General features: G+C 58.6%; 13 protein-coding genes and 5 pseudogenes. 14 read left to right on the forward strand and 4 right to left on the reverse strand.

The genetic code is table 11. The features are described 5' to 3' along the window. The first annotated feature begins 71 nt into the window (after positions 1-71). On the forward strand, positions 72-242 hold the full coding sequence (locus tag JQ573_RS40965; protein ID WP_409364740.1) for a DUF6894 family protein: 171 nt from the start codon (positions 72-74) through the stop codon (positions 240-242). Positions 243-281: 39 nt separating this feature from the next. On the opposite strand, the gene JQ573_RS37660 is transcribed toward JQ573_RS40965, so the two are convergent. Further along, complete coding sequence (locus tag JQ573_RS37660) at positions 282-1,223, reverse strand: LysR family transcriptional regulator (RefSeq protein ID WP_212320226.1); 942 nt, start codon at positions 1,221-1,223, stop codon at positions 282-284. 129 nt (positions 1,224-1,352) lie between these two features. Between JQ573_RS37660 and JQ573_RS37665 the strand changes: the two genes are divergently transcribed. Then, positions 1,353-2,318 (forward strand): tripartite tricarboxylate transporter substrate-binding protein, encoded by a 966-nt coding sequence (locus JQ573_RS37665; RefSeq protein WP_212320224.1) that lies wholly within the window; start codon positions 1,353-1,355, stop codon positions 2,316-2,318. An 8-nt stretch (positions 2,319-2,326) separates the two neighbouring features. Continuing rightward, complete coding sequence (locus JQ573_RS37670; RefSeq protein ID WP_212320222.1) at positions 2,327-3,340, forward strand: methyltransferase; 1,014 nt, start codon at positions 2,327-2,329, stop codon at positions 3,338-3,340. 48 nt (positions 3,341-3,388) lie between these two features. On the opposite strand, the gene JQ573_RS37675 is transcribed toward JQ573_RS37670, so the two are convergent. The 3 genes and pseudogenes from JQ573_RS37675 to JQ573_RS37685 all read right to left on the reverse strand — a co-directional run bounded on the left by JQ573_RS37675 (position 3,389) and on the right by JQ573_RS37685 (position 6,629). Beyond that, positions 3,389-3,877: a lipocalin-like domain-containing protein gene (locus tag JQ573_RS37675; protein WP_212320219.1), complete on the reverse strand. Its 489-nt coding sequence runs from the start codon at positions 3,875-3,877 to the stop codon at positions 3,389-3,391. 140 nt (positions 3,878-4,017) lie between these two features. Then, a pseudogene (locus JQ573_RS37680) lies at positions 4,018-5,254 on the reverse strand (ABC transporter substrate-binding protein). Between the two features lie 31 nt (positions 5,255-5,285). Then, the gene (locus JQ573_RS37685) at positions 5,286-6,629 is read right to left on the reverse strand and encodes a squalene monooxygenase (RefSeq protein WP_212320217.1); all 1,344 of its coding nucleotides are present in this window, start codon (positions 6,627-6,629) and stop codon (positions 5,286-5,288) included. Between the two features lie 159 nt (positions 6,630-6,788). On the opposite strand from JQ573_RS37685, the gene JQ573_RS37690 reads away from it, so the two are divergent. The 11 genes and pseudogenes from JQ573_RS37690 to istB all read left to right on the forward strand — a co-directional run bounded on the left by JQ573_RS37690 (position 6,789) and on the right by istB (position 16,777). Further along, entirely contained in the window at positions 6,789-7,766 is a 978-nt protein-coding gene (locus tag JQ573_RS37690) for a helix-turn-helix domain-containing protein (RefSeq protein ID WP_212408794.1), read from the forward strand. 229 nt (positions 7,767-7,995) lie between these two features. Continuing rightward, positions 7,996-8,758, forward strand: a protein-coding gene (locus JQ573_RS37695) for an IS5 family transposase (protein WP_212320213.1) whose coding sequence is annotated in 2 segments (ribosomal slippage) — positions 7,996-8,207 and positions 8,206-8,758 — 765 coding nt in all. Because the reading frame shifts where the segments join, the coding sequence is not laid out codon by codon here. A 329-nt stretch (positions 8,759-9,087) separates the two neighbouring features. Next, positions 9,088-9,369 (forward strand): annotated as a pseudogene (locus JQ573_RS37700) (SDR family oxidoreductase); the annotation flags it as partial. A 978-nt stretch (positions 9,370-10,347) separates the two neighbouring features. Further along, a complete protein-coding gene (locus tag JQ573_RS37705) occupies positions 10,348-11,538 on the forward strand; it encodes an HWE histidine kinase domain-containing protein (RefSeq protein WP_212320304.1) in 1,191 nt (396 codons plus the stop codon). Positions 11,539-11,632: 94 nt separating this feature from the next. Beyond that, complete coding sequence (locus JQ573_RS37710; protein ID WP_212320211.1) at positions 11,633-12,364, forward strand: PRC-barrel domain-containing protein; 732 nt, start codon at positions 11,633-11,635, stop codon at positions 12,362-12,364. A 147-nt stretch (positions 12,365-12,511) separates the two neighbouring features. After that, positions 12,512-12,751: pseudogene (locus tag JQ573_RS40970) on the forward strand (response regulator); the annotation flags it as partial. Between the two features lie 236 nt (positions 12,752-12,987). Beyond that, positions 12,988-13,203, forward strand: a pseudogene (locus tag JQ573_RS40460) (Na+/H+ antiporter NhaA); the annotation flags it as partial. 124 nt (positions 13,204-13,327) lie between these two features. Further along, on the forward strand, positions 13,328-13,477 hold the full coding sequence (locus tag JQ573_RS40465) for a hypothetical protein (RefSeq protein ID WP_249132722.1): 150 nt from the start codon (positions 13,328-13,330) through the stop codon (positions 13,475-13,477). A gap of 404 nt (positions 13,478-13,881) precedes the next feature. Next, on the forward strand, positions 13,882-14,148 hold the full coding sequence (locus tag JQ573_RS37725; RefSeq protein ID WP_212320209.1) for a hypothetical protein: 267 nt from the start codon (positions 13,882-13,884) through the stop codon (positions 14,146-14,148). 267 nt (positions 14,149-14,415) lie between these two features. Continuing rightward, positions 14,416-15,905, forward strand: a pseudogene (istA, locus tag JQ573_RS37730) (IS21 family transposase); the annotation flags it as partial. Between the two features lie 8 nt (positions 15,906-15,913). Beyond that, a complete protein-coding gene (gene istB / locus JQ573_RS37735) occupies positions 15,914-16,777 on the forward strand; it encodes an IS21-like element helper ATPase IstB (RefSeq protein WP_212408796.1) in 864 nt (287 codons plus the stop codon). Positions 16,778-16,890 lie beyond the last annotated feature (113 nt).

Below are 16,890 nucleotides of genomic sequence, written 5' to 3' on the forward strand. Positions count from 1 at the left end.
AATCACGTTGCCTTAAATACCTCGGTATCTTTTTTCACATCCAGCATGGGGACCGGGATCTCCCGGACGAAATCGGCGAGAACCTTCCCGACAAGGATGCCGCTTGGAAGGAGGCCACCATCACTGCTGGACAACTCTTTGAGGACATCGATGGTGGGCTAAAGCCGGGCGTGGAATGGCGGATGAAAGTGACCGACGAGGCGGGAAATCTAGGGCGCGTACTCATAAACTCGTACTCATAAACTCGTCAGTTCCGCTGATGAACAATCCGCTCGGACCAATCAGCTCACTCCAACCAGCGCCTTACAGACCTCCCGGCTGGCCTCTTGGAATAATTTGACGGCACCTCCGGCCCGTCGCCCCTTCAAGGTGATTGAGGCAATCGGGGCGGAGGTATCGCCAAGATCGACGTTCAGCGCGCGCAGCCATGCGCTGCTCGATCGCATTCTGAGTATCTGCATTGGCAATAGGGTTATAAACCGGCTGCTCGCCAACAGATTCAACCGCATGTAGATTGAAATCGTGGTGACGGTCGTTTGCGGAAGCGGCAGGTTATGTCGCCGAAATAGCTCGACGCCGGTACGCCCCAAAAAAGAATCGGGCGGCGAGAGCGTCCATTGCTCTTGCATAAGTTCTGCGAGCTTCAACTTCTTCTTCGATCGCAGGAGCGGATGCCGTCGCTCCGCCATTACCGCAAGGGAGGATCTAAACAGCACCTCCGCGGACAAATCATCGGCGACCGGCAACGGCGCCCAACGCGTTATGGCGAGATCGAGGATTCTCTGGCGCAGGGCATGCTCCAGCGCATCCCGATCACCTATCGTGATATGATACCTGATGCCTGGATATCTGCGGACGAGATGTCCGATAATTTCAGTAACGATCGCGGTGACCGGCTCCGTTATACCGATCGCAACGAGCCCTTGCGCCGGATCTGACCTTTGTACAATGTCGGTAACACCTAGCTTTATTTCGTCGAAAGCGACGCGCGTGCGATCGACAAGAAGGCGACCGCACTCAGTGAGTTCAACCCCGCGCGAGGTGCGATCCAGCAGCGCAGCGCCGACGGCGTGCTCCATGTCGGTGATGGCCTTGGAGATTGCCGGCTGCGACAATCCAAGACGGTGAGACGCTTTGGCCATGCTGCCGACCTCTGCGACAGTCTGGAGCGTATGCAGATCCTTGAGACGCAGGCGTCGGCCGATGCGGTCCTGCCACTGCATGAGTATTCACCTCACGTTATAGCCCGATAGGTAAATGCAATTTCGGGTTATAGCGTTGTTGCTTCAGAATAGCGAGATGGAAAGCCGGCCGGATCATCGCATTGCTGTCCCAAGCACATGGAGAACGCCATGCAGCTTTACTCGCGTCGCGCCATGCTGGCCGGGTTTTCGGCTCTGGCTCTTCCGCTCCCCGTTATTGCTGCTGACCAGCCGCTGAAGATCGTGTTTCCATTCGCGCCTGGTGGGTCGGGAGATTCGATCGCCCGGCTGTTTGCCGAGCAGCTTCATACCAGGCTCGGCAAGGTGGCGATTGTGGACAACCTTGCTGGCGCTGGCGGCCGCATCGGCGCTCAGGCGGTCAAGAATGCCGCACCGGGAGAGCAGGCAGTGCTGTTTGCTTCCGCTTCGCAATTCACACTTCAGCCGCATCTCTTCAGGAGCCTGGGATATGATGCAGAGCGCGACTTTGTGCCACTTTCACAGGTGATGACGGTCGACCTGGCTCTGGCGGTCAGCGGCAAGCTGCCCATCCATTCGGTGCACGAACTCATCGACTGGATGAAGGCCAATCCCGCACAGGCCGTGTACGGCTCGCCCGGAGCAGGTACAGCACCTCATTTCATCTGCGGCGAGTTTGGCCGGATCACAGGCCTGAACCTACGCCACACGGCCTACAAGGGTACTCCCGCTGCCCTCCCCGATGTGCTGGCCGGCCGGGTCCCGGTGTATATGGCGTTTCTTTCCGAACTCCTGGAGCAACATGGGGGCGGTGGCATACGCATCATCGCCACCGCAGCCGCCGCGCGATCTTCCTTCCTGCCCCAGACCGCCACTTTGAAGGAGAGCGGGATCGATATCGACGCGGCCGGGTGGTTCGCATTCTATGCGCCTGCCCATTCCTCGCGGCAGTTCGTGGAGCGCCTGGGACAGGAGATCATTGCAATCGGGAGCGATCCCAAAATGCGCGCAAGGATTCATGCCATGGGGTGCGAACCAACAGGAACGACATCGGACGAACTTAAACATATCCAGCGCACTGAGTTCGAACGCTGGGGGCCGATCGTGGAGGCATCGGGATTCCCGATCGAGGACTAGAGCGGCACATGACCACCGATCACCGCGAAAAGTTGTTGGATCTTGTTCAATCGCACCGTGTGACGGCAGTGATTTATGTCGCTGCCAAGCTGGGACTGGCCGAATTGCTGCGCGACGGACCGCGAACGGTCGAAGAACTCGCGAGCCGAACCCACACGGATCGCGACGCACTGGTCCGCTTGCTCGTCGCTCTCTCGACCGTCGGCATCTGCTCTCGCGTCGGTGAAGGCCGCTACCTGCTAACCGAGCTCGGGGCGGGACTCGACGATGCCGCGGGACGATCATTCAAGAACTGGGTCATCTTTGAAGGCTCCATGCTGACCAGGAGGTGGGATGGTCTTCTGGATTCGATTATGTCGGGCAAGACGGCTTCCCAACTTCAGGACGTCGACGACAATTTCGACCTGATGGCGCGCACGCCAGAGCATGTGCGGATATTCAATGAAGCCATGACAGACCTGACACGGCTGGTCACGCACGATCTCCTGCAGACCTACGATTTTGGCACGATCTCCCACTTGATGGATGTCGGAGGCGGCTCCGGGGAACTCATGGGCGCGGTAGCGATGGCATATTCAACCATCAGAGGAACGGTTTTCGATCTGCCGAGGTGCGCCGACGCCGCCAACCAGCACTTCGGGCACCTCGGAATCTCCGACCGCGTCGACTTTGTTGCAGGCGATTTCTTTCACGCGGTGCCTCCAGTGGCCGATGCGATCATCTTGAAAAGCATTATTCACGACTGGGATGATGAGCGCAGCCGCATCATCTTGGGAAACTGCCGCAAAGCGCTTCCCCAAAAAGGCAGGCTGCTATTGGTCGAACGTGCGATGCCGGAATTGCCCGGTACCGACGACGCGGGCAGGTCGTGCGCGATGAGCGATTTAAACATGCTGCGCGGTCCAGGTGGACGGGAACGGACCGAAAGGGAATATTATCGGCTCCTGACAGAGAGTGGCTTTCGTCCCATCGCGGTTCTCCGCGCCGGCCGCTTTAATCTGACCGAGTCGCGGCTTGGTTGATACTTGGAAGCCAGCCCCGGCTATACGGAAGGTAGACTGTTCAAACTTCTATTTCGCTTTTTCAAATACAAGGAGGCTCCTCTGCATCCCCTTATCTGCCCAGTTTGGCATTATTCGCCACGTCGAAGTAACTTGGAGACGATCTCCGTCTAACTTGAAGAAGCGTGTTTGCTCGGTACCCACCCATTCAGGGTTCCAAGCAACATCCACTTTCGTAATCCATTTGTCCCCTTCGAGACGGTACATGCCAGTGTAGGCGGCCATGCTGTTTAGCAGATCGGCGCGATCTTCGACCGTTTGTGGTAGCTTGCGCCCCTCTGCAGTCAGAACAAACATTACACGGCCCTCAGCCGTGAAAATTGCATATCCCGTAGGGGAGCGTCCGAAGACGGATTCTTTTTGCCCGGTGGCTTGAATTTCAATTTCTTGAGAAACTAGTTTCCAGATGCCGATTACATTCTCACGATCATCGGCAAAGCTCGGATCCGCCGCCATAATCAACTCCACGATGGCAACAAGGCATCTTAAAGTGGACATAAGGAGTTTCCCTCCAATGCTCTGCCCTTTTGGTAGTCGGTGGACTGATACTAGCGCAGGAATTGAGCGGCTGGAAAGAAGCGTAAGGCCCTTTGTGGCGACTGTTGCCACGGTTCGCAAACGGGCGTTTGCAGCCGCGGCTAGTTCGGAGAAGGGACAATCGTCCCGTCGCGGCCGTCCAATATCGGGCCGAATGCTTCCCACCGTTCACCGGTGAAACGCATCATTTGCACCTGTTCAACCGGATAGAAGTCAGTTTCAGTGGTCTTCACACGAATGCCAGGAATCAAGCCATCAATCTCCAAATCGAGGTTAGCCACCATTTTCATGACGTTGTCGCGAGTGAGATCGTCGCCGCATCGCTTCAGCACCTCGACCAGCGCGTTCGCCGCGATGAAGGCGATCATTGGACCGCTCTCTGAACGATTTGCTTCAGGATAGTATTTTGCCATGAAGGCCCGGAAGCGCAGCATGCCTGGGCGACTATCCCACTGCGGATCCGTGACGTCCATCTGGAAAGCTGCGCTGAGAATACCTTTGGCGTTGTCGAGCCCGGCGGGTTTCAGCACGGCTCCGACCGAAACCGATATATTCGTCACGATATGGACGGGGTGCCAATTGAGTTCGGCGACCTTCTTGATCGCCTGGGCAGCAAATTTTGGCGTCGCAATATTGAGGAGGATATCGGGATTGGCAGCCTTGATCGCGACCACCTGCGAGTCTACTGTTGGAATGCTGGTTTCATAGGGCATGCTGGCAACGACCATTCTGTCGTACCTGTCCCGCAGCACATCCTTCAATCCAAGTATATAGTTCCCTTCCGAAATCATCGTTCTGATAGAGGATGCCGATCCTGGCGTCGGGATGTTGCTTCAGAATATACGCGGCATATACGCGCGCTTCAGCGCGGTAGTTGGGTTGCAAGCCAATCGTCCATGGAAAATGCCCGGGGTCGCCCCAGCGCGAGGCGCCACTCAGGACGAAGAGCTGCGGCACGCGCATGGTGTTCATGTACTTCTGAATGGCGGCATTGGTGGCGGTGCCAAGCGGCGCAAAGATCAGAAACATCTCATCGCTCTCGACCAGTTTTCGTGCCTGCTCTACGGTCTTCGGCGGACTGTAGCCGTCATCATTGGAGATGAAGGTGATCTTGCGACCGTTAATGCCGCCGACGTCGTTGATCATGCGGAAGTAAGCGCTCATCGTCTTGCCGATGATGCTATAGGCCGAGGCCGGGCCGCTGTACGGCATGATGTTGCCGATCCTGATCTCGGTGTCGCTCACCCCCGGGCCGTACTGCTTTTCCGCGGACGCAGTGCCGACGAGCAGGCTGAAGCCTGCAAGAGCCGGCATCAGTGTTCTGGCAAGATGGAGCATCGGATATCCTCCTGGCAGTGACAGTCCGGGATCAGATCGAGACCGCCAACAGCGCCGAGACCCGGTTGACGATCTCGGGAGCGCGCAGGGCGCTGGACGGCTTCACGAGGTGGCTCACCTCGCTCATGGTCCGATGCACAGTTGCATCTTCGGAAGCGAGCCGCAGCAGCCCAGAATTGAAGTTCAGCCGCTCCTTAAAATCATGCGGGCACTGGCCACGTGTCTTCTCGTGAATGAAGTCGCTCTCGGCCGTGGCCCAAGGTGCCGCGAGGAAGTCCTGTACCACCTCGAAAAAAGGCCATGCGATGCCGGCGAGCGGATCGGCATTCGGGATTCGCGCCTCGATCAGCCATCTCAGGGCCCCGGCTTGCTGCGCGGCGACACTCATTCCCTGGCCGAACGCCGGATTGAATCGACAGATCACATCGCCGAGCGGCAGTAGACGGCTCGGAAAGCGTTCAAGCGCTTCGAAATGCCGGCGAATGCTGCAGGGAAAGCCGAACCGGTAGATCGGTCCGACAGGCCTTGCGCGAGCAATCGCGTCGTGGATCGTCTGCGTTCGCATCGTCCTCGCAAAAGCGATGAACTCCGCGACGTTTTCTGGCACCGGCTCGCCATGAAGGGTCGTCAGGTTGACTTGCCAGCAATTGTTCTCGACCGGGACAAGTAAGCCGCCACGGCAGTTGCCGAGGGAAGGCCGATGCAGCACCGTCCGCCAGTCGGGCGGCGCGTCAGACGGAATCTCGAACATCGCCGTCGCGTAACGCAGGTCGATGCCGATTTCCGTCTCTTTCGGTCTCGGCAGGCCTATCCTGACCAGGAAATCCAGTGTGAGCGCACCGCGCGACGATGCGTCGACGACCAAATCAGCCGCAAGCTCGTGGCTGGCGTTCCCATGTTCGTAGCGCACACCCGCCACACCGTCCCTGCCTGGCGCCTGCAGAAATTCCGTGACGCGACAATGTTGGTTCAGCGTGATGGTGCTGTCTCGCTGGACTAGGCGCCTCGCCACCAATTCCAGCAGTGGCCGCGTCATGCTGAGATAGTCGAAGGCGAGATCGCGCCGCGGAAACGGATCAAAGCCCGGAAATTCGAGCAGAGATTGAGAGCCGACCCGCACGCGGACGGCGCCGGCGCGCTCAAGCTCCGTTTCGAAGTCCGGCATGAGCTCGCTCAGCGCGTCGAGGCCGCCTTTGAGCAGAACATGGATTTGCCGGGCCTGCGGCGTGCCACTACGCGCGATCGGCGCAGACGGCAGCGCGTCACGCTCCAGCACGGTGACTGCGTCGAAGAACGACGACAGGGCTTTCGCGGCAGCGAGCCCCGCCATGCCGGCTCCGACAACGATTGCGTGCCGGCCGATCGATTTTGGCATGTTCCCTGCCGGTCCAATTACGTCGAACATTCGCTCGCCATGGCTTTAAGCGGTCATGGTCAAGCAATCTTGGACTGAAGCGAAGGCCGGCTTGGACTAAAGTGCCCTGTTTGCTAGACTGGAGTGCGGTCCGTATTGGCCCTTGCAGCGGGGTGGCTAATGATGAATTCGGCGCCAGACTACACTGTCGTTCGGTTCTCAAGCCGCGCTTTGCCGGAAGCAGCACGGGGCAAAACGCTCGAAGAGCTGCATGAGCGCGGCCTGCTGCCGACCAAATTTGTTCGCTACGGCAACGCTGTGCCGCAGGTTGATCTTGTCAACCGCACGATGCCCGGGCTCCGCATCCTGACGGCGGGCTATACGAGCATCCGCCGCGAGGGCGTGCGGCAAGAGGGTGACCACCTCTATCTCTGCATGACCCTGCATGGGACGACCGTGGGAAGCCGGCGCGGCCGCGAGATGATGCTCAGTGATGGAGATGCCGTGCTGATGACGAACGAGGAGGCCACTTGGACCATGACCTCGCCGTCATCCGTCAAGATCGCTGGAATTCGCTTGCCCCGGTCTGCGATTGCACAGCTTGTTCCCAAGCTCGAAAACATAACGATGCGACGCTTAGCGAGGGATACAAGCGGGCTGAGCCTCCTCCGAAAATATCTCGACGTCGTCGCCGACGACGAGGCTTTGGCGGCACCGGCTTCGCAGCGCCTGATCATCAGCCACTTCCACGATCTCGTGGCGCTGGCACTCGGGGCGAGCAGCGACGCCAGGGCGGTCGCCGCGGACAGAACGCTGGGCGCAGTCCGGCTGGCCGCGATCAAGGCCGATATCGTTGCCAACCTCGATGATGGCACGCTGAACGCGACGATGGTCGCGACCCGTAATCGCGTGAGCGTGCGTTATCTGCACAAGCTGTTCGAGAACGAGGGCATCACCTACTCCGAGTTCGTGGTCGGCCAGCGCTTGGCCCGGGCCTATCATGATTTGAGAAGCCCTCTCCATTCGCGGCGGGCGATCAGTACGATCGCCTTCGACCTCGGGTTCAACGACCTGTCCTACTTCAACAGGGCATTTCGCCGGCGCTACAACGCGACACCATCCGACATCAGGAATGAGACCGGGTTGAGGACGAAATAGGAGCGTTACCGACGCTCGACTATGCGCGAACCGCAATCAACTTCGCACCGAAACCGCCGCCACGAGAGACCATCGGACGCTTATTTCGTCGAGTTTTCTCTTTGCCTGCTTTGGGTCATGAACGACAAAACTCAAGGTGGGCATATAGGTCCGCTTTCGGACGGATACCGACCAGTTGAGCCCGACGGCCGAACCATGATTCAAGCCATCCAGTCCGAGGGGCCGAATCATGCGCTACGAACTCACGGACTATGAGTGGTTTGCCATTAAGCCGATGCTGCCGAATAAGTCGCGCGGCGTGCCGCGAGTGAATGACCGTCGCGTCCTCAACGGTATCTTCTGGATATTGCGATCCGGAGCGCCATGGCGCGACCTGCCAGAAAACTTCGGACCGTACACGACTTGCTACAATCGGTTCGTTCGTTGGCGACGGGCGGGCGTGGGGCGATATCATAGATGCGCTTGCGACTGCCCATGATGCCGCTGTCCAGATGATCGACACCTCGATTGTCCGTGTGCATCAGCAGGCGGCCTGCATTAGAAGGAACCAGCACCAGTCGATGGGAAGATCACGCGGTGGCTTGACGAGCAAGATCCATGCGTTAGTCGATGGCAATGGTCTGCCTGTTCGGCTTGCGTTGAGCCCAGGCGAGGCGCACGACGTTCGACTTGCCGGAAAACTGCTGTCTCGTCTCAAATCCGGATCAATGCTGCTTGCCGACCGTGGCTATGACGCCGACTGGATCAGGGAGCTGGCCATGAAGAAGGGCGCGTGGGCCAACATCCCGCCGAAACGCAACCGCAGCGATCCGATCTGCTTTAGCCCTTACCTCTATCGCGCTCGCAATCGCGTCGAACGGTTCTTCAACAGGATCAAGCAATGCCGTCGGGTCGCGACGCGCTACGACAGGCTTGCGGAAAACTACCTTGCCTTCGTCCAACTCGCATCCATCCGTCTATGGCTGGCCGCGCGTTATGAGTCCGCGCCCTAATTTGCGTTCTCCGCCTGTTGGCTGAAAGGTACTGAACTTCGTGTTCGACGTAAGTCACCCCGCTACGCAGGTGAACTTTACGGGAACCGTGTAATCACCGGTCATCCCGCGGCGTTGACAATCAACATTCCAGCCGCCTACCGAGGCGGCCTCTCTCACTTGGTAACTCGGAGGGGTCGTCTGTTCGTCACAGCACGGACAAGTGATCCAGCTCTCGGCCAGCCCTGGCGCCGTTTTTGAACTATCGAAATCAGAAACCCTCCAACTTCGCAAAACGGGCAGCGAACGCTTGTTTCGATGGGCTGAGCGATCGCGATCCACCAGCATAGACCAAAGCCGCGACCATGAATTACATCAAGTCGCTCGCCAAGCAGCTCGCTCCAAAAGGCATCCGGGTCTGCGGCGTGGCGCCGGGTCCAATTTGGACGCCGCTTCAGGTATCCGGCGGGGCAAGCATGGAAAAGCTCGAGAAGTTCGGTAGCCAGAGCAGTTTTGGTCGACCGGGGCAGCCAGCCGAACTTGCTTCGATCTATGTTCAGCTCGCCGCCGCCGATGCGAGTTACACGACTGGCGCCGTCTATGGCGCGGCCGGCGGCACCGCGCAGCCCTGAGACGGCTTTTCATTGCTTGGGGAGCTATTTGGCATCCGGCTTCGACTTCGCGGGTTGAACGCTGCTGGCCGGGTCTGACGCTGGAAAGCTGTCCTTCAGGCCTTCGTCCAGATCTCTGTGCTTGTCGCGCTCGTGCCGTTCCTTCGCCGGCACGTCGGCGTGCTCGTCGTGCGGTGCGGGATCGAATTCTTTGCCATCCGACGCCTCCTGGTCAAATCGGCCAACGCGAAGGCTTCGCCCGTGTTCCTATCGAGGAACGAGCATGATCGCGTGATCCTACAGGGCGCCCAGAGCGTAGCGACCGACCGGGAGCCGACAGGATCCGACCGCTGATAGCAGCAGCGATTGCCCTGGGAGCTTCGCCGGCGATCGCGCAGGACCGGAAGCAGGTGAAAGTCGCCTTCGCGCACGCACTGCCGATGTCGAAGGAAAGAGGATCGTTGCCGTGACTGTGATCGACCTGTATCTTGGGTTGCGGCATTGGAACGATTTCTTATTATAGCTGTTGCCTATGTGATCTCCGGAGTCGAGAGGTCGAAGCGACCTGGGACAGCAGATCAAATGACGAAATCATTCGCAGCCTTCGGAATTTTCGCGCTTCTAGGAGCGCTCGTAATTGCCTTGCCCGGTTTTGCACCCAAGGTCAAAGCGAGCGAGGTCGCCGTGTTGGCCAAGGGAGATCGGCTGGCGGTTAAGTCCGCGTCCGTAAATTGTTCAACGGAGACCTGGCCTAACTTCGCCACATCCTGTTTGCAGAACACGAGTTCAAACCAAAAATCGTGGAAACTCGCCTAGTAACAGCCCGCCGGTAAGGCATCGAACTACCATCGTCCGGTATACGATGCCTCGTAGCACTCCTTACGATGTTCTCAGATTGCGATTGCGAGCTTTGACTTCGCACGAAGTGTCCAATCCCGACCGATGCGAAGTCATGGCGTTGCTTTGCAACGCATCATCTTCCTCCTTTCCAAGGCTTGTATGTCCACCGATTTACCTGAAGTCCCAAAAGTCCTCGTCGTCGAGGACGAAATGATGCTGCGCATGCGTGCGGTGGATATCGTGGAAGACGCCGGATTCTCTCCTGTGCAGGCTGTCGATGCCGACCAGGCGCTCTCCATTCTCGAAGCACGCTCTGACATATCGCTGCTGTTTACAGATATTCAGATGCCGGGAAGCATGGATGGGTTGAAGCTTGCCCACGCGGTGCACGACCGCTGGCCCGCTATCAGGATCATCTTGGTTTCCGGCCAAGTTAAGCCTACCGACGCGGAAAAGCCGAAGGACAGCCGATTCTTTGGTAAGCCTCTCAGTAATGGCCAGATGATCGCCGAATTGCAGGCGATGGTCGGCGCGGGCGCACTGAAGACAGTCCCAGTTGCATCTTTGTTGCTTGCGGATGAACTCGGCTACGGCCCGCAATCAGTCGATGACAAGCTACGCTCGGTGCAAGAAGGCGCTCTGGTAGCCGAGAACGACAGCCTCCGCCTGTTGCTTGAGCAAGCTGATGTCGATTTCAAGGCCCTGCTCAAGCAGTCCGGTATCGATGCAGAGGAGCGCGATGCAGCAGATAAGTTGCAGCGGCTGATCGTGGGCGAACTGAATCATCGTATCAAAAACAATATCGCGATCGTCAGTGCTATCGCATTGCAAAGCTTTCGCACGACAACCAGTATAGAGCACGGACAGATGGCTATGGAAGGCCGCTTGCTGGCGCTCTCCCGTGCCCACGATTTGCTGATGCAAGTCAACTGGTCGAGTGCCAGCCTCACCCGCACTGTTAGCGGAGCAACTGAGCCCTTTGACAGTCAGGGAAACAGACGGTTCCACTTCAACGGCCCGGATATCAAAGTGGCTTCAGGCGCCGTTATTGCACTCGCAATGACCCTCAATGAACTTTGCACCAACACTACAAAGTTCGGCGCTCTGTCGACTCCCGCTGGCAGTGTTGAAGTCGCTTGGAAGATAGACGAGAAAACGCAGCGGCTTTGCTTGACCTGGACTGAAAGAGGCGGCCCCCCCGTTCAGCCACCGACGCGTCGTAGCTTCGGGACGCGGATGATGGAATCCCTCGGTCAGCAGCTGAATGGAGAGGTGCAGCTTTCTTACGAGCCGTCCGGTTTCTTTTATTCGCTGGATGTGCCGCTAAGCTCAGTCATTGCGAAAGCTTGAGTCGTTCTCCCGTCCGGTTCAGACATCCATTGAGTCAATTCGATAGCTCAGTGCGAACGAAGTTTTATCGCTAATTCGGATCGAGGAAAAGAGAATGACGATATTACGCGCGCTGGCAATGACCATCCTTCTCACAATCATCGGCGCTACAAGAGCGAACGCAGAGTGTGAGATCGCCGATGCCAAGCTAGAAGAAGCTATACAGCAAAATCCCCGACTACGCGGTCCCGCCAATAGTCAGTCGGTGCGCGATCTACGTAGTTTACGGGATGCCGCATTCACGCTCCAATCTTACGGACGTCAAGAAGACTGTGAGCGCCTTCTGGCAAATATCCGCGAACTAATTGCTGGGCCGCCAATGGGCTCGTTGGGCGGCAATGACGAGGAAGAGGCCGAGAAACAAAACATCGCGCGCGAGCCGAAAGTTAAACGCGGGGCCGTGGTTGGCAGTCGTGACAGAAAAGACGCAAAGCCACTTTTGAAGATCGATGAACTTACCCCCGGCTTGAGAACGGACGAAATGATTGGAGCCGAAGTCCGTAGTTCCGATGACAAGATTGTAGGCGAAGTTAGAAACATCGTTTTCGGCACGAAAGATGGCCGAGATTACGCGATAGTCGCGTCAGGTGGCTTTTTTACAACAGGAAAGGACAGCATTGTCGTGCCGATCCGGTCGCTTAAAGTAACGCAGGATCGGTCGAGCTTTTTTCTTCCGATTTCTAGAGAAATAATTAATACCGTGCCTCTCATGCCTGATCAGGAGTACTTATGGCTATCGAATCAAAAATGGCGCACCTATAACGACGCGTTTTTTCAACATCGCTAAATCAGATGAATATTATGGGCTCAAAATTATGAATATTGAGGTCTGTGGCACTCGCGCTGGTATGATGGCAGCGCACGTGGAGTCACCAACGTCAAACCAACTGCTTATCCTTGTCGATCCCGATGTTCAAAACAGCGTCCAGGAGGAGCGCTTGTCACGGACATCAATTTGCTGGGTCGGCTGGACGGGTGGCACGTTGCATGACACGCCAGAGAAATCGAATCAAACTTTCCGGTCGTTTATATGAGCGGAAGGCACGCCGACGATTGGGCATCACAGGGTGTCCCCAACAGCATCATGTTGGCGAAGCCGTTCGGGCCCGCGCAGCTTGTCTCTGCTGTTTCCAACCTTCTGAATGTGGGGCCGCAGACCTCCCCAGCGAGTTGAAGAGCTCCTCATTCGCAGCTGCCGGCCGAAAAGCGAAGAGGCTCGGAAAGCTGCATGAGTTCGCTGCAAAAGTGGAAATCGGCCGTGTTGTTCTTGACCGGGCGGCCTTCACACAGACCGCCTCACCGAACAATTGTACTAATTTGAGTTGAGCGCCGGCCCAATTCATTAGCGTACGTTAGCTCCGACGGACCACGTAGCCGTCGTCCCCGCCATAGTAGCTCGCGTCAGTTGGCGTTCTTGCGGTTTTAGGCTTTCAGCGGCTCGGGATCGGTTCTGCACCCTTTTACGTTCTGCCCGGTTATGTGCTTTGGATTGGGTTTATGATAGCGGGAAACCATCCTACCCTTGCAGGTGTCGTGCTCGGGTTGATCACTCCGGACGCGCGCCTTACCGATGCGGGAGCCGCCGCTCGAAGTCGTGTCGCGAGTGCTCAAACAGTTGAGAAGTAGCGATTCGATGAAGACAAAAGACCCGCACCTTTTGGAGCAACCGCTGCGAGACCTTCGTGTAGCTCATCGCGAGATTTTGCCGCCAGTGTCGCGGGTGCGATGGCAATGCATCCGTGGGTATGGGATGTCGGAGAAGCTCGGCAGCGTTGCCTATGACCGCGAGCCCGGCAATTTCCTCGCAGGCCCTGACCAGCCCTATCCAGTTCGCGAGCGTGGCTACGCGGAGGAGACCGCCGCAGCCATCGACCGCGAGGTAAAGGATACTGTAGACTAGGTCTCTCAGCGCACCCAAGGCATACTGAACACGCGGCGTCCGATCCTGGACAGCGCGGCAAAGAAGCTCCTTGAGAAGGAGACGCTGGAGCAGAGCGATATTGACCTGCTAATCCGGGAGATGCCGAAGGAAGGCCTCCGGGCCGTCTAACGGCGCGCTCATTTTCGCGCCCCAGCTTGGGCTGGTCCACCACCGCGTTGAGAACGCCGGAGCAAGTGAAGAACTCCTGATGCTGGTTTCTGGCTCCGCCAAATCGCTCGCAAGATCGACAGGTCTCATCAACGAGTAACTTGAACTCGCCCCGGACAGTTCTAATTCAGTGTTTAGCCGAACCGAGGTTCGGCGAAGTGGACCATGAAAAGGAGACAAGTGCGCAGAGCGCGTAGTAACTTGAGGGAAACGACATGAGAAAGCTTGCTCTTGCAGTCGTCGCGGCGGCAACGCTCCTCATCGGATCGGTTGCGCCGGCTTCGGCCCATTGGCGTCATCATGGCTGGGGCGGCCCGGGTATCGGTCCCGGGCTTGCGCTCGGATTGTTCGCTGGAACACTAGCGGCCGCGACCGCACCACCGGTCTATTATGGACCGGCCTATGGCCCGCCCTATTACTACGGCCGCCCGTATCGGGTAGTCCGCTACTATCCGCCGGTTTATCCGTACTGGTACTGGTGATGAAAAGAAGACCCGGTTCTCGCCGGGCCTTCTTCCGGGGCGCGCGACGATCCAGGCCCGGAGAGACCTTGGAGGGTGTTCCTGCCCAGACAGCCGGTTACGCGCCGGAGCTGGCAGCATGAGGTACCCGCGCAACATTGCTTGCGCGATATTGTCATTCGGCCTGCAATATTGACCCCCCTAAGCCGGGGGATCGGCGTCCAAAATTGACCCCCTACAGATTGGTCTGTTGCGCTGCCTGCTTTGGAACGAAGCAGGTGGTGGGGGATGCTGATCGTGGAGACAATTGCCCGGATCCGGCGCGAGCACTTCATCAAGGGCAAGACGATCAAGGAGATCGCCCGTGACCTGAAGGTGTCGCGGAACACGGTTCGGAAGGTGCTGAGGTCGGGAGAGACCTCCTTCGAGTACGAGCGGCAGGTGCAGCCGCGACCAAAGCTGGGACGATGGGCAGTAGAGCTTGACGGATTGCTGGCGGCGAACGCGGCTAAATCGGCTCGTGAACAGCTGACGTTGATCCGGATCTTCGAAGAGCTGCGCGGCCGCGGCTATGAGGGCGGTTACGATGCGGTGCGGCGTTACGCCAGGCGGTGGAGCAAGGAACGCGGGCAATCGACCGCGGCCGCTTATGTCCCGCTGAGCTTTGCCCCAGGCGAAGCCTACCAATTCGACTGGAGCCACGAGGTGGTCTTGCTGAGCGGCACCACGGTGATGGTGAAGGCCGCCCATGTCCGGCTCTGTCACAGCCGCATGCTGTTCGTGCGGGCCTATCCGCGGGAGACGCAGGAGATGGTGTTCGACGCCCACGATCGGGCGTTCGCCCTGTTCAAAGGCACCTGCACCCGCGGCATCTACGACAATATGAAGACCGCCGTAGAGACGATCTTCGTCGGTAAAGGGCGTCTCTACAATCGCCGCTTCCTGCAGATGTGCAGCCACTATCTGGTCGATCCGGTCGCCTGCACGCCAGCGTCGGGCTGGGAGAAGGGGCAGGTCGAGAACCAGGTCGGGCTGGTCAGGGAACGCTTCTTCACGCCGCGGCTGCGGTTCAAAAACCTCGACGAGTTAAACGCCTGGCTGCTCGACAAATGCATCGCCTACGCCAAGGCTCATCGCCATCCGGAGCTGGTCGATCAGACGATCTGGGACGTGTTCGAAGCCGAACGCCCCAAGCTCGTTCCCTATGCCGGTCGCTTCGACGGCTTCCATGCGGTGACGGCGTCGGTCTCGAAGACCTGCCTGGTGCGCTTCGACAACAACAAGTACTCAGTCGCGGCCAGCGCCGTTGGACGACCGGTCGAGGTTCAAGCCTATGCCGACCGCATCGTGATCCGTCAGGATGGACGCATCGTTGCCGAGCACCCGCGATCTTTGGCCGCGGCGATACTGTCTACGACCCCTGGCATTATGTGCCGGTGCTTGCCCGCAAACCCGGCGCCTTGCGCAACGGTGCTCCCTTCAAGGACTGGGTGCTGCCGGCCGCGATCGAGCGGATCCGGCGAAAGCTCGCCAGCACCGACGATGGCAATCGACAGATGGTCGACATCCTCAACGCGGTGCTGACGGACGGTCTGCCCGCGGTGGAAGCAGCCTGTGCCGAAGCGCTCAGTCACAGCGTCCATTCCGCCGATGTCGTGCTCAATATCCTGGCCCGTCAACGTGAACCCGCCCCACCGGCCAACATCATGACGCCGGCCGCACTGACGCTCCGTCATGCGCCGATCGCCGATTGTGCCCGCTACGACAACCTCCGGAGGACCATCTGATGGAACGAACCCAAATCTTCGATCTCATGGGCGAACTCAAGCTCTACGGCATGAAGGCTGCCTTCGACGAGATCATGGCAACTGCCGTCAAGTGCCAGCACGAACCTCAGCGCATTGTCGGCGACCTGCTCAACGCCGAGATCAACGAGAAGCAAGCCAGGTCGATCAAATACCAGCTCACCATTGCCAAGCTGCCGCTTGCCAAGGACATCGCCGACTTCCAGTTCGACGGCACGCCGATCAATCAGACTCTCGTCAATGATCTCGCTGGCGGCGGCTTCATCGCCCAACAACGCAACGTCGTGCTGGTTGGCGGCACCGGCACAGGCAAAACCCACCTGGCCATTGCCATCGCCAGAAGCTGCATCCGATCCGGGGCCCGCGGCCGCTTCTTCAACGTGGTCGACCTCGTCAATCGCCTCGAGATCGAGACCCGCCACGGACGGCAGGGCCGGCTTGCCGAGCATCTGACCCGGATGGACTTCATCGTGCTGGATGAGCTCGGCTATTTGCCCTTCGCCCAGTCCGGTGGCCAGCTTCTCTTCCACCTCGTCAGCCGGCTTTACGAGCGCGCCTCCGTCATCGTGACTACCAATCTCGCCTTCGGCGAATGGCCGAGCGTGTTCGGCGACGCCAAAATGACCACCGCGCTGCTCGACCGATTGACCCATCACTGCGACATTGTCGAGACCGGCAACGATAGCTGGCGGTTCAAGAGCCGAGACGACGATCACGCAACCCGCGCTCGTCTCGCCTCCGCTATCCCGGCCAGCTCCGACGAGACGAGCGCTACCAGCAAAGCCCGCCGCGCAAAGGGGTCAAAATTGGACGCCGATGAGGGGTCAAATTTGCAGGCCGATTGACACGGTGGAGGTCGTTCGCGAAGCGCCATACCGGCGCGAAGGTCTTGGTGGCCGGGCTTCAACAGCTGCAGACCCTTGAGGCGCGCAGCCGCCTTCCGAGTGACACGGCAGCG

The sequence above is a fragment of the Bradyrhizobium sp. AUGA SZCCT0105 genome (assembly GCF_018129565.1).
Taxonomy (GTDB): domain Bacteria; phylum Pseudomonadota; class Alphaproteobacteria; order Rhizobiales; family Xanthobacteraceae; genus Bradyrhizobium.

Excerpts from the sequence above, each read along its gene's own strand:
- JQ573_RS37665 (WP_212320224.1), top strand. The coding sequence starts at position 1,353 with ATGCAGCTTTACTCGCGTCGCGCCATGCTGGCCGGGTTTTCGGCTCTG.
- JQ573_RS37675 (WP_212320219.1), bottom strand. The coding sequence starts at position 3,877 with ATGTCCACTTTAAGATGCCTTGTTGCCATCGTGGAGTTGATTATGGCG.
- JQ573_RS37705 (WP_212320304.1), top strand. The coding sequence starts at position 10,348 with ATGTCCACCGATTTACCTGAAGTCCCAAAAGTCCTCGTCGTCGAGGAC.
- JQ573_RS37710 (WP_212320211.1), top strand. The coding sequence starts at position 11,633 with ATGACGATATTACGCGCGCTGGCAATGACCATCCTTCTCACAATCATC.
- istB (WP_212408796.1), top strand. The coding sequence starts at position 15,914 with ATGGAACGAACCCAAATCTTCGATCTCATGGGCGAACTCAAGCTCTAC.
- JQ573_RS37670 (WP_212320222.1), top strand. The coding sequence starts at position 2,327 with ATGACCACCGATCACCGCGAAAAGTTGTTGGATCTTGTTCAATCGCAC.
- JQ573_RS40465 (WP_249132722.1), top strand. The coding sequence starts at position 13,328 with ATGTCGGAGAAGCTCGGCAGCGTTGCCTATGACCGCGAGCCCGGCAAT.
- JQ573_RS37725 (WP_212320209.1), top strand. The coding sequence starts at position 13,882 with ATGAGAAAGCTTGCTCTTGCAGTCGTCGCGGCGGCAACGCTCCTCATC.
- JQ573_RS37660 (WP_212320226.1), bottom strand. The coding sequence starts at position 1,223 with ATGCAGTGGCAGGACCGCATCGGCCGACGCCTGCGTCTCAAGGATCTG.
- JQ573_RS37685 (WP_212320217.1), bottom strand. The coding sequence starts at position 6,629 with ATGCCAAAATCGATCGGCCGGCACGCAATCGTTGTCGGAGCCGGCATG.
- JQ573_RS37690 (WP_212408794.1), top strand. The coding sequence starts at position 6,789 with ATGATGAATTCGGCGCCAGACTACACTGTCGTTCGGTTCTCAAGCCGC.